Origin of the sequence: Roseibium porphyridii, from assembly GCF_026191725.2 — a bacterium.
Classification (GTDB): Bacteria; Pseudomonadota; Alphaproteobacteria; order Rhizobiales; family Stappiaceae; genus Roseibium; species Roseibium porphyridii.
In genome coordinates, this window is the sequence record NZ_CP120863.1 from 2,450,301 (window position 1) to 2,463,229 (window position 12,929).

Sequence of the window (12,929 nt, forward strand, 5' to 3'; positions counted from 1 at the left end):
ATCTGAGTGGACTGTGCCTGTGTCAGCTCAACCGGTAATTTTCAAGATGGCCGGTACAGGGATTTGATTTCAAATGCGACCAGATTTTCTGCACGAGCGGAGAGGGTGCGTCGCGTTTCTTGAAGACCCAAATTTCCAGGTTGGTGTCGTATCGACCTTCCCCTGCCAATGCCAGCCTCCCTGCCTGAACGTCTTCATAAGCGCTGCAGGCAGGCAGCCAAAGCATCTTCTGGTCGAGGTGGGCAAGCCGTTTCATGAACTCGCACGTGCCGCTTTGCGAGGTGCACACGAAGTCCGGATCCTGCGCGGTCATCGATGAAAACAGAAGGTCTTCGACTTTGGAGAAGTAACCGGTTTGGCCGTAGCCAATATATTCAAGACCGGTGCTTGGCGGCTTGTCGACGTCGAAGGCGGGACGTCCCTTTGCATCAACGGCAGTACAAAGATGCATAGTGTCATCGCCGAGTTTGATTGAATCGAATTCCTGATGCTCAAAAAATGCCGGGACCTCTGGCTTAAAATAGAGCACCAGCAGATCCATCTTTCGATCACCGAGCAATTCCACCATTTCATAGAAATCGTAGCTGTCTATTGAAACGGAAAACGAACCACAGCCCTGCTTGATTTGATGAAGCCACTCCGGCACGAAGCTGAGCGCCAGCGACGTTGAGGCCGCAAGGCGAATGTCCGGTGTTGTCGCGGAATTTCGTCTTTGGAATTCAACGCGGTTGAGTTCCAGTTCCCGCAGTACATTTTGTGCCGAAGCGTGAAAGATTTCACCTTCTGGGGTGAGCGAAACAGGGTAGCTGCTTCGGTCGAAAAGTTCCGTGCCAAGCCAGGTTTCGAGGGCTTTGATCCGTCTGCTGAAGGCGGATTGGGTGATGTTGCGCTCGTCGGCTGCCTGGGAGAAGTTTCCGCGTTTGCTCAGAACCAGAAAGTCGGCCAGCCAATTGGTGTCCACCTCGTTTTTCCTTCTGAGACACTGCCGAATAAATAAGCAGTACGTGAAACTATGCAAAATTTGCATAACAAGGCTGTTGGTTGAATTCAAGCAATCGATATAAGCTTTTGCTTCAGGTGCGGATAACTTGCTCATTCAACGAAGCGACACCGCACACGATCCCGCCGGTTTATACCGGCTCCGACCCATTCGAATTGTTCCAGAGGGGGAATGATCGTGAAATTTACAGCTCCATTGAAAGGCCTGTCACTTGCCGCAATCCTGGCGACTTCAGTTGCCTTTCCGGCAATTGCAGAAACGCCAGCAGACACGTTTGTGATTGCCCGCAACACCGCAGATGCGATTACGCTTGATCCCGCCGAATGCTTTGAATTCACCGGCAGCCGGATTGTCGCAAACATCTATGAGCGACTGTTTCTGTTCGAGCCGGATGACCTGACAAAACTTGTTGGCGGCATTGCAGAATCCTATGAATTTTCCGAAGACGGCAAGAAAATCACCGTCAAGCTGCGCCCGGGCCTGACGTTCCATTCGGGCAACCCTGTCACCGCGGCTGATGTTGCCTATTCGCTGAGCCGGGCCGTGAAGCTGGACAAGACGCCGGCCTTCATCATCAAACAGATCGGATGGACTGCAGACAATGTCGACGAGGCAGTCGTTGCCGTCGATGATGGTACCGTTGAGATCAACATTCTCGCTGATTTGTCACCCGCGCTCGTGCTGAACCTGTTGTCCTCCAGCGTCGCTTCCATTGTCGACATGAAAGAGGTCCAGAAACACGAAGTCGACGGTGACATGGGCTATGCATGGCTGAAAGACAATTCCGCTGGGTCCGGTCCTTTCATGTTGAAGAACTGGAAAGCCAACGAAGTCGTCATGCTGGAAGCCTTTGACGACTATCGGCAGGGCAAACCTGCGATGAACCGCGTCGTCATTCGCCACGTGGCGGAGCCTTCCGCGCAACGCCTCCTGCTTGAAAAGGGTGACGTTGACGCAGCGATGGAATTGACAGCTGACCAGCTCAAGGGACTTGCCGGCAATGACGATGTTTCTGCCGAGAGCTACCCCAAGGGTTATCTGATGTATCTGGCGTCCAACATGGAGCATCCGGTTCTGTCGAAACCGGAAGTTCGTGAGGCGCTGAAATACATGGTCGATTATGACGGCATGGTCGGATCGTTCCTCGATGGACAGTACAAGATCCATCAGAACTTCTGGCCGTCAGGCATGTGGGCTGCGGCCACGGACACGCCGTACAGCCAGAACATGGACAAGGCAAAGGCGCTGATTGCGGATGCTGGTCTTGATGCCGATACCAAGATCACCATCGACACGCTGAACAAATCACCGTTCACGGAAGTCGCCCAAAGCGTTCAGGCAAGCCTGAAGGAACTCGGCATCGACTCGGAAATCATCTTGTCCGACGGTGCAACGCTCTGGCCGAAATACCGTGCACGCAAACATGAGTTGATCGTTGCGCGCTGGGGCCCGGATTACTCTGATCCGCATTCCAATGCCGATGCATTTGCTCACAACCCGAACAACGACTTCGAAGCCAAGCTGACCGGCAAGCTGACATGGCGAAACGCCTGGCCTGCTGAAGGTTTGACCGAATTGACCGATCAGGCCGCGGCCGAATCCGATCCGGCCAAGCGCGAAGCCACCTATGCCAAGCTGCAGAAGATGGTTCAGGAGGATTCTCCGTTCACCATCATGTTCCAGGCAATCGGCACATTTGGCCAGCGTGCAAAGGTCAAAGGCTTCGTCAATGGCGTGACCTCTGATCAGGCGTACTACAAAACAGTGACCAAGTAAGATCTGGTCTGATGGTTCCGTGCACCTGACAAAAGATGTGCGGACCATCGACGATTTGAGATGCGCGCTCCCGCGTTTTTTGCAGCATGGGAGCGCGATTTTACTTGTTCAAGGATCGGCCGACTTGCTTGTCACTCCACCATCTATTCGTCTTCATTCCAAACCCGTGCAGCTAAGACGCACCGTGCCGGGAAACACCGGGCGACAGAGGCTCTGGACCCAGTTTCAAAAGGCGCTTTTGAATGACTGACAGCGCCGCGACCCCGCGCCCTGCGGTGGATTTCAAACCCTATCTGAATGTCGCCCGAAAAATCGGCGGCGGCATTCTCATGTTGGCCCTGACTTTCATCGGGTTGACCGCTGTCACCTTCGTCATAGGGCGTATCATGCCCAATGACCCTGTTGTCGCCATTGTCGGAGACAGAGCGTCGAAGGAAGTCTATGACGCGATGTTCCTGCAGCTCGGCCTCGACAAGCCGATCTGGCAGCAATACCTGATATTCTTGGGTGACATCCTGCGCGGCGATTTCGGCAACTCGGTGATGACAGGACAGCCTGTTCTGGAAGACATCAAGCGGTTTTTCCCCGCGACGCTGGAACTGGCCACGATTGCAACGGTTGTCGGCGTGATTATCGGCATACCTGCCGGTGTTTTTGCCGCTGTGCGCCAAGGCACGCTCATCGACCACTGCGTTCGGGTCATAGGTCTTCTAGGCCACTCCATCCCGATTTTCTGGCTCGGCATGGTCGCGTTGTTGGTCTTTTATGCCAAGCTGGACTGGGTGGCCGGTCCTGGCCGTATTGATTTCTTCTATGACGGTATCGTCGATCCGGTGACAGGTGTCATCATGATCGACGCAGCGATTGCCGGGGAATGGGATGTGTTTCAAAATGCACTGTCCCACGTCATCCTGCCGGCTTCTATGCTGGCAATCTATTCACTGGCCTATATTGCCCGCATGACGCGGTCTTTCATGCTGGATCAGCTCAATCAGGAATATGTTCTGACAGCGCGCGTGAAGGGGCTCGGCGAGGGGACGGTGATCTGGTACCACGCCTTCCGGAACGTGATGGTTCAGCTGATCACCATCATCGGACTGACCTATGCCAGCCTTCTCGAAGGTTCCGTTCTGACGGAGACCGTATTTGCCTGGCCTGGTATTGGTCAATACATCACCAATTCGCTGTTCAATGCAGACATGAACGCCGTGATAGGCGGGACGCTCGTCGTCGGTATTTCCTTCGTTTTCATTAACATGCTGTCTGACATGCTTTATCGCATTGTCGATCCGAGGGCGAAGTAATGTCGGAGCACACGCAAACCTCAAGTTCCGTTGTGTCCTGGTTGCTGGCAGACTCGCCGGACAATGCTTTCCAGGCCCGTTGTCAGCGCGCCTATATCAGTTGGCTCTCTTTCAAATCCAACCCGATCGCGATGCTTGGCTTCTTCATCGTGCTCTTTCTCTGTCTCGTCGCGCTTTTCGCACCACTGCTGACATCCGGTGACGGAACGACGCAGGAGCTTTCCAATCGCCTTGCGCCGCCGAGCGCCGAGCATTGGTTTGGTACCGACGAACTCGGACGCGATATCTACGACAGGATTGTCTGGGGCTCGCGGGTGACGCTCTACATCATCTTTCTCGTGTCGATCATCGTGATGCCCATCGGCCTTATCATCGGTACGACGGCCGGGTTGTTCGGCGGTGTTGTCGACGCGACTTTGATGCGGATCACCGATATTTTTCTGGCGTTTCCCAGACTGATACTTGCGTTGGCATTTGTCGCCGTTCTTGGCCCCGGACTGGAGAATGCGGTACTTGCCATTGCCTTGACGACCTGGTCGCCTTATGCGCGCCTTGCAAGGGCTGAAACACTGACGCTGCGCAACTCCGAATATATCCTTGCAGCGCAAATCATGGGTGCGTCGCGCATAAGGGTTTTGCTGGCCCATATCATGCCAATGTGCATGTCATCTACAATCGTGCGTTTGACGCTGGACATGGCCGGGATCATCCTGACCGCCGCAGGGCTCGGCTTTCTGGGTCTCGGTGCGCAGCCGCCGCTTGCCGAATGGGGGGCGATGATCGCCTCTGGCCGCGATTATCTCCTGGATCAATGGTGGGTGCCGACTATTCCCGGCATCGCCATTCTTGTTGTCTCGCTCGGCTTTAACCTGCTGGGTGACGGTCTGCGCGACGTTCTCGACCCGCGCAGTTCAGGGGGGCACTGACCATGAACGGAAGCTTCAAAAAGGAGCCTTTGCGTGAAGAACCGCTCTTGTCCGTTCGTGACCTTCACGTGCGCTTTTCAACCTCCAAAGGTCTCGTTCACGCTGTTCGCGGTGTCAGCTTCGACCTTGGCCGGGAACGGCTTGGAATTGTTGGCGAGTCCGGATCTGGCAAGTCGCAAACCGGACGTGCGCTGCTGCGCCTGACAGCCGGCAATGGGCGCATTGATGCGGAAAAACTGATGTTCAGCGGCATGGATCTGATGCAGGCGAACGGAAAGACAATGCGAAACATTCGCGGTTCGCGCATTTCCATGATCATGCAGGACCCCAAATATTCACTGAACCCGGTTCTGACCGTTGGTGCGCAGATTGCCGAGTCCTGCCGACGGCATGAAAACATCCCCCGGGCGGAGGCAAAAAAGCGCGCACTTTCAATGCTCGACACGGTTCGCATCCGCGAGCCGGAAAAGGTTTACTCCCTTTATCCGCATCAGGTGTCGGGCGGGATGGGCCAACGCATCATGATTGCGATGATGCTGATAACCAATCCGGACGTGATGATTGCTGACGAACCGACTTCTGCGCTGGACGTGACGGTGCAAATGCAGGTGCTCTCCCTTCTCGACGACATGGTGCGTGAACGTGGCATGGGTCTCGTGCTCATCAGTCACGACTTGCAGCTTGTTTCCAGCTTCTGTGACCGGGTGCTTGTCATGTATGGCGGACGCATCATGGAAACGCTGGACGCCAAGCATCTCGACCAAGCGCAGCATCCCTATACGAGAGGGCTTCTCAATTGCCTGCCGAGGCTCGACGGTCGTCACGACGATCTTCCTGTTCTTGAACGGGATCCGGCCTGGCTCACGCAGCCAAGCGATGCCAGCGGGGTGTTCGAGCAATGATCGAAATCAGCGACTTCAGCATTGCTTTCGGCTCGGGCAAAAATCAGATCCAAGCGGTCAAGAACTTCAATCTTTCGGTCGCGGAGGGGGAGAGCTTTGGTCTGGTCGGTGAATCGGGTTCCGGGAAGTCGACCGTACTCAGAGCCATGGTCGGTATCTATTCCCACTGGACCGGGACCATCAGAATTGACGGGCAGCCTATTGCCCACAAACGAACACCTGCCTCCCGCAAACACATGCAGATGGTGTTCCAGGACCCCTATGGTTCGCTTCATCCACGCAGAACCGTGGACGCCACTTTAAGTGAGCCGCTGGTCATCCACGGATTGGACAATCGCGAAGAACGGGTCCTGAAGATCCTCGCCGAAGTCGGCCTTGGCCCGGAATACCGGTTTCGCTACCCCCACCAACTTTCTGGTGGTCAACGGCAGCGCGTCGCCATTGCGCGCGCGCTCATTCTTGAGCCACGGGTCATCCTGCTTGATGAGCCGACGAGCGCGCTGGACGTGTCTGTTCAGGCTGAAATTTTGAACCTTTTATCTGCACTTCGGAAGGCGCATGGCCTGACCTATGTGATGGTCAGCCACGACCTTGCTGTCGTCGGGCACCTCTGCAGCCGGATTGCCGTGATGAACCGCGGCGAGGTTGTGGAGGAGATGAGTGAGGACCAGATGCGCACGGGTAACCTCAAGCATGAGTATACGCGCCAGCTCTGGACCGCATCGCATGGCTACGATCGCAAGGCTTTGGCAGGGTTCAAGGAATTTGCATAGTAAGGGCGGTTGAGACCCGCCCGATGATGTATCGCCATTGGTTCGCAAGGTACCGCTCATCGCTACCAAGTTTCGTAAAGTGCATAGGTGCCGATAGCGCTTTTTCCGGCAACCAGCGGACGAAATCTATTCGCCAGCGGTTATATCAGTTGTAAGATGGTATGCTAGGCGTTTAGCGCGTCGCGGACGACGTGCCAGCTTCGAACGGAAAGATACTCGAAAGACCATTACTATCGGAAAAATGGATTTCTATTCAAAGACATAAACGCAGGTCGTGGGCAAAACGGAGGACTTGTACGATGTCGATAAGTCGGAAGATTGCCATGACGGGCGCATTTGTGTGTTTCGTTATCGGTATCAGTGCTGTCTATGGAGAGGAGCACCAGAGCGGAAGCGATCGGCCTTTATGCGGTCCGCACCGGGCTACCATACTTGACCTTGCCGATCGCATCATTTCAGACCGCCCACAGGCCAAAAGGTTTTCACAACGGCATTTTGGAACTGCAGCCAGCTATTTGAAGCTGCGCTACGACGACCTGGACTTTGCTTCTGGACTGGACCTGATGGATCGCGTTCAAGGCGGTACTCAACGCCAGGCTCATGGCCTGAAGGAGGTACGGTTAGCCTTTGCGATCTCAAAACTGGGTGTGGTTGAAGGTTTGAAAACGGATGACCGACCAGCTGTCGAGATCTTTGCCGATTTCTCGCCCATCGTTATACGGCAAATTCTGCTGGCGGATGCTGGCGCAACCTTCCTCGAACTGCTGGCGGCAGTGCGGAGCAGCCCTGACCTGGTCAAAGGCTTTGACGCCCGGTATTTCAATGGGCTTGGCGTTCACAATTGGGTTGTCGACCAAAGCGATGACTTCAAATTGACATTGGCCCGAAACGCGGAAGCGGCCGGAGAATTGGGTGTTGCGGCCATGGTCCTGGGTTCGCGCCAGGACTTGTCAGCTTATGATGCTTTGCTTGAGCGGCACCAGGAACAAAACCTGGCGAAGAGGGCGGGACCGGACAAGCTTTCGATCTATCTTGCTTCGGTTAACAATCAAATTGCTCCGGTTCCTGTTCCCGGAGACGATGAGGAAAGCCGTCAACGCCGTGCGCGCTATCATGAAATACTGCGAGCTTCTTTCCAGATGGGGGGAATGGCGTGGCTGAGCATTCTTTTCAATCAGACAGGGGCCGAGGGCCCGATTGCTGATGCATCGCGTGACTTTCTTGCTGAAATCGAAGCCGGACGTCTGCAGCCAAGAACTGAACTCGATCCTGCCTGGGTCTATCTTTACGGGCGTTTGTCCGAGGAAATGGGTGATGAAAACCTGAACCAGCAGATGACAGGATTTAGCTTGGGAAAAACTGTCCGCCACTATGCGGATACGGCGCAAACCACCTTGAATTGGATGATTGCGCGGCAGGCTATGGTCGCCTATCTGACCGAAACTGATACTGGTCTTCCATCGCGACCTTCAGCATTGCCGCCCGATTTCGATTGGGAGGCATGGACTGCGGCAGCGTCGGCTCTTCGAAGTGACAAAGACGATCTGCCTCTGGGCGTCGATCGAACCATTTTCCTGGAACTGCTGCTTGCTAAGGGAGATGTGACGCAAGCAGTGGAGTTGGCGAACAAGTTTCTGCCACCAACGGATCGGCTCTGGTTCTACCGTGATGTCATGATCCGGCTCGACCATCTTTGTGAAGGGTACACGGTTTTTCCAGGCGCTGAGTTGAGCATGGGCGGCGACATTCTTTACCGCTTTGATGGGAAGTAAGTTTTCGGGTCTGGGTTTGGCGTCCAGTTCGCCAGATCCGCAAACGAGACCTTTGAGAAGAAGCAAAGGCGAAAGAACTGAAGGACTTTCCGAATATCAGTGCTGAGCTTAACAGGGGCACTGGGCTTCGGCCAACGGCTTGAATCCAAGTGCAACCCTTGAAAACCGGCAATCTGCCGACGTGTCGTTCTACCCGGATGCATCAACAGTAGCGTTCGGGCCCGTTCCACTGGTCAACTGAATACCTGTCACCATGTGCCCAGCCCACAGGCAGAACGGCTTCGATGCGTTCAAGATCCGCATCTGAAAGGACCAGATCTGCTCCGGAGATGCATTCGCGCAAGTGGCTCACCGAGCGGGTGCCCGGAATTGGGATCACATGAGGCCCGCGGCTGAGCAGCCACGCATTGGCCAGCCCTGCAGCGGTCGTACCCATTTCAGCTGCAAGCTTTCGGAAGCCTTCGGTGAGACGCAGGTTCTCGGTCAGGTTCGGTTCCATAAAACGTGGGTTCCCGCCGAGAAAGGGCAAGTTCGCAAGCGCTTCGCGCGAGATCGGATTGTCGGTCAGGAGCGAACGGCCGACAGGCGAGAAGGCCACCATGGCAACACCAAGTTCGGCGCAAGCCTGCACAAGCCCAAGATCGGGGAACCGCGTGGAGAGCGAGTATTCCGATTGAACTGCTGCGACTGGAAAGGCTTTCATGGCGCGGCGCAGTGTCGAAGGCGCGATTTCCGAAAGGCCGATCGCCCGGGTCTTGCCCTTTTCAACCAACCTTCCAAGGTTCGTTGCCGTTTCTTCCGGAGTGAAGCGCGTGTCGCGACGATGCGCGTAAAACAGATCAACGCAGTCGACCCCGAGCCGTTGCAACGACTTGTCAAGTTCAGCTTCAAGGTGCTCTGCGGAATTGTCGAAGACGCGATTGCCGTCTGGATCTCTGGTTATTGTGGCCTTTGTCGCGATGACAAACTCGTCCCGCGCTGAGGGATTGGCCTTCAGGTAGGTTCCGATCGCGTTTTCCGATTTCCCCATGCCGTAAATATTTGCCGTATCCAAATGCGTAACACCCAACTCGCGACATGCATCCAGCACAGCATGGCTCTCGGCCTCGTTGGTTGGTCCATACATGTCGGAAAAGGACATGGCGCCATAGCCAATCGCGCCGACCTCAGGACCGTCGGCACCCAGTTTGCGTTTTTGCATATGTCCCTCTGAGTGTTGGGGAAGTTGGAGAGTTCTTTCGGAATTCATTGTTTTAGTGCCCAAAGGCGTTGAAGTCCAAGGGCAGAGTTTTTTCAGTAAAGCCGCCGATCACGCAATAAGCTGTTGGGAACATGCTGACGCCAGCGAACTAGGGCTCCCATAGAGGTGGTTTGCCAGGTTCCTCCATCAGGAAATCAACGGCTAGCCACTATCGTCAATAGCAAAGGCCACCCGCTGATGCGGGTGGCCCTTCTCTTTAGCCAGCACTTGGCGCAATCGGGATCAGCCAGGCCCCTGACGGATGTTTGCTGGAAGCCAGGTGGCAATTTCCGGGAAGGCGATCAAAACGAAGACCATCAGGACCATGATCAGGAACATCGGGATACTGGCCCGGGCGATGAAACCCATCTCGTGATGTGTCATGCCCTGAAGGACGAACAGATTGAACCCGATCGGCGGTGTGATCTGAGCCATTTCGACCACCACGACAATGAAAATACCGAACCAGATCAGATCAATTCCGGCCTGGCGGACCATGGTCTCGACGACAGCCATGGTCAGCACCACTGAGGAAATGCCATCGAGGAACATTCCCAGGATGATGTAGAAGACCAGAAGCGCCATCAAAAGTTCGAACCGTGACAGTTCCATTTGTGCGATCAGGTCGGCCAGACCACGCGGCAAGCCCGTGAAACCCATGGACAGTGACAGGAAGGCGGCACCGGCCAGGATCAGGGCGATCATCGCCGATGTTCTGGTCGCCCCCATCAGGCTTTCGGCAAAGGTCTTCCAGCTCAGCGACCCCTGGCTGGCGGCCAGGAGCAGGCTGCCGATAACGCCGAAGGCCGCTGCCTCTGTCGCTGTGGCAAAGCCCAGGTACATGGACCCGATCACCAGAAGTATGAGCAGAATGACCGGGATCAGAAAGCGGGAATTCTGAATTCTTTTCGCAAAACTCATCTTGGGTTCCGGTGCCGGATCCCAGTTTTTCGACACTTTCGACATGATCGCCACGTAAGCCATGAACATGGAGGCGAGCACGAGACCCGGCAAAATGCCTGCAAAGAAGAGTTTTGAGATGGATTCGTTGATTGTTACGCCATAGACGATCAGTGTCAGCGAGGGCGGGATCATCAGCCCTAGCGTAGCTGCACCGGCAAGCGTGCCAATCACCATGTTTTCGGGATAATTGCGTTTTCTGAGTTCGGGGATCGACATCTTGCCGACAGTCGTCAATGTGGCTGCGCTGGACCCTGATACCGCGGCAAAGACGGTGCAACCGACAATGTTGGTGTGCACAAGGCCACCGGGCAATCCTGCCATCCAGGGGCTCAAGCCACGGAACATGTCTTCAGATAGCCGCGTTCGGTAAAGGATTTCACCCATCCAGATAAAGAGCGGCAAGGCGGTCAGCGTCCAGCTTGAGGACGAAGACCAGATCGTGGTCAGCATCACGTCACCCACGGGGCGGGTGGTGAAGAGCTCCATGCCGACCCAGGCAACGCCCATAAGCGCCAGACCGATCCAGACACCGCTGCCCAGAAGCAGGAGAAGGACGAAGATAAACAGGATGATGATCGAGAAGTCTTCCATGGCCTTACTCCCCGAAACTCTGGTCGACCAGATCGCGCTTGATCCGGTGTTTGCCGTCAAACAGCAGATGAACGAGATGATCGGTCAGGGCTATCGCCATGATAATCGCACCGGCCAGCATGAAGGATTGCGGGATCCATAGGGGAGTGCGGTCCTGACCCTGGCTGATGTCGTTGATCATGATGGAGAAATTGACGAACCGCCAACCGAACCAGACGAAATACCACATCACCAGCGCGCCGATTGCGAAGCACCACACGTCGATCCATCGCGCAACAGTCGGCGGAACCGCGTTCAAGAGGATCGAGACGCGGATATGGCTGCCGCGGTTGAGAGCGTTTGCGAAAGCCAGGAAAGAGGCTGCCGCCATGAAGTAACCTGCATATTCCGGAATGCCCGGCGCCACTTCGCCAATCCAGCGGGCAAGCATCTGCAGGACGATCAGGACGAGGATCGCAATAAGGCATAAGGCGGCGAGCACGCCGGATGCTAGATAGAGAAAGTCGAGACCGGTCCGAAGTTTCCTGAGCGCTGTCATAACGTCCCCAATAGGTTCTTTTCATAACCTTCCACGAACACCCGCCAAGACCCCGGCAGGTGCCCGGGCTCTCAGAGGTCGTCCGAAGAGGCATTTTCAGGAACAGCGGACGGCCAGACGGGCCGTCCGCTAGGTGGCGTTACTGCATCGATTTGAAGGATTCGACGATGGCTGCGCCGTCATCGCCGGCAGCTTCCAGCCATTCGTTGGTCATGGTGACACCGATGTCCTTCAATTCGCCAACCATCTGGTCGGAAGCCGGTCCAACCGTCATGCCGCCGTCGCGCAAGCCTTGCAACGTGAAACCGGTATATTCTTTCGAACGCCAGTTGCCCGCATATTCGGCCATTTGTGCACAAGCGCGGATGACATTCTTGTTCTGATCCGAAACACCGTCCCAAACCCCTGAATTGACCATCACGTAGTTGCGTGGCAACCAGGCATCCACTTCATAGAAATAGTTCAGGGATTCCCATACCTTACGGTCATAACCTGTGGAACCGGATGAGACCATGGAATCCGCAACGCCAGTAGCGAATGCCTGACTGATTTCAGCTGCCTCGATCGTGACCGGCAACATGCCTGTCAATTCGGCAAGCCGTGATGTCGCGTTGTTGTAGCTGCGGAACTTGATGCCTTTCATATCTGCGACCGAGTTGACTTCGTTCTTGAAGTACAGGCCCTGCGGTGGCCACGGCACGGCATAGAGAAGCGTCAGGTTCTGGTCGGCCAGAACTTTTTCAATGGTTGGCTTTGCAGCTTTCCAGAGCTTTTCGCTGTCGTCGAACGAGGTGGCGAGGAACGGGATTGAATCAAAGCCGAATAGAGCGTTTTCGTTCTGGTGGCCGGAAAGCAGACGTTCGCCGATCGGAACCTGACCGGTCTGGATCGCGCGCTTGATCTGCGCACCGGGGAAAAGTGACCCGGACGGGTGCGTCACAATTTCGATTTCACCACCGGTGCCGGTGGTCACGCATTTGGCAAATTCAGCGCCGGTTGCGGAGTGGAAGTTGCTTGCCGAATATGCCATCGGCATATCCCATTTTTCTGCAGCCAGCGCCGGCAGTGTGCTTGCGGCGACCAATGCTGTCGTCGTGAGTACCTTGGTCAAGAATTTCATTTTAGTGCTCCCTTCTGGTTGGGT

Annotated in this window: 11 protein-coding genes; 6 read left to right on the forward strand and 5 right to left on the reverse strand. The window is 55.4% G+C overall.

What is annotated here, in order from left to right:
• Positions 1-22: 22 nt before the first annotated feature.
• On the reverse strand, positions 23-961 hold the full coding sequence (locus tag K1718_RS11435) for a LysR family transcriptional regulator (protein ID WP_173005969.1): 939 nt from the start codon (positions 959-961) through the stop codon (positions 23-25).
• Between the two features lie 216 nt (positions 962-1,177).
• Between K1718_RS11435 and K1718_RS11440 the strand changes: the two genes are divergently transcribed.
• The 6 genes from K1718_RS11440 to K1718_RS11465 all read left to right on the forward strand — a co-directional run bounded on the left by K1718_RS11440 (position 1,178) and on the right by K1718_RS11465 (position 8,453).
• Positions 1,178-2,776, forward strand: a complete 1,599-nt coding sequence (locus tag K1718_RS11440) for an ABC transporter substrate-binding protein (protein WP_265684486.1) — start codon at positions 1,178-1,180, stop codon at positions 2,774-2,776.
• Positions 2,777-3,018: 242 nt separating this feature from the next.
• Positions 3,019-4,080, forward strand: coding sequence for an ABC transporter permease (locus tag K1718_RS11445; protein WP_152501036.1), 1,062 nt, complete (start codon positions 3,019-3,021; stop codon positions 4,078-4,080).
• A complete protein-coding gene (locus K1718_RS11450) occupies positions 4,080-5,006 on the forward strand; it encodes an ABC transporter permease (RefSeq protein ID WP_152501037.1) in 927 nt (308 codons plus the stop codon). Before K1718_RS11445 ends, K1718_RS11450 begins: the two co-directional genes overlap by 1 nt.
• Positions 5,007-5,008: 2 nt before the next feature.
• Entirely contained in the window at positions 5,009-5,908 is a 900-nt protein-coding gene (locus K1718_RS11455; protein WP_152501038.1) for an ABC transporter ATP-binding protein, read from the forward strand.
• Entirely contained in the window at positions 5,905-6,681 is a 777-nt protein-coding gene (locus tag K1718_RS11460; protein ID WP_265684487.1) for an ABC transporter ATP-binding protein, read from the forward strand. The genes K1718_RS11455 and K1718_RS11460 overlap by 4 nt, the downstream gene beginning before the upstream one ends.
• A gap of 299 nt (positions 6,682-6,980) precedes the next feature.
• Positions 6,981-8,453, forward strand: a complete 1,473-nt coding sequence (locus tag K1718_RS11465) for a hypothetical protein (protein WP_265684488.1) — start codon at positions 6,981-6,983, stop codon at positions 8,451-8,453.
• Between the two features lie 202 nt (positions 8,454-8,655).
• Here K1718_RS11465 and K1718_RS11470 read toward each other — a convergent pair whose 3' ends face one another.
• The 4 genes from K1718_RS11470 to K1718_RS11485 form a co-directional block, all read right to left on the reverse strand.
• On the reverse strand, positions 8,656-9,654 hold the full coding sequence (locus K1718_RS11470; protein ID WP_152501041.1) for an aldo/keto reductase: 999 nt from the start codon (positions 9,652-9,654) through the stop codon (positions 8,656-8,658).
• Positions 9,655-9,936: 282 nt separating this feature from the next.
• Entirely contained in the window at positions 9,937-11,247 is a 1,311-nt protein-coding gene (locus tag K1718_RS11475; protein WP_152501042.1) for a TRAP transporter large permease, read from the reverse strand.
• A 4-nt stretch (positions 11,248-11,251) separates the two neighbouring features.
• Positions 11,252-11,785 carry a TRAP transporter small permease gene (locus K1718_RS11480; RefSeq protein WP_265684489.1) on the reverse strand — a complete coding sequence of 178 codons (534 nt, stop codon included), beginning with the start codon at positions 11,783-11,785 and terminating at the stop codon, positions 11,252-11,254.
• 139 nt (positions 11,786-11,924) lie between these two features.
• Positions 11,925-12,905: a TRAP transporter substrate-binding protein gene (locus K1718_RS11485; protein ID WP_265684490.1), complete on the reverse strand. Its 981-nt coding sequence runs from the start codon at positions 12,903-12,905 to the stop codon at positions 11,925-11,927.
• Positions 12,906-12,929 lie beyond the last annotated feature (24 nt).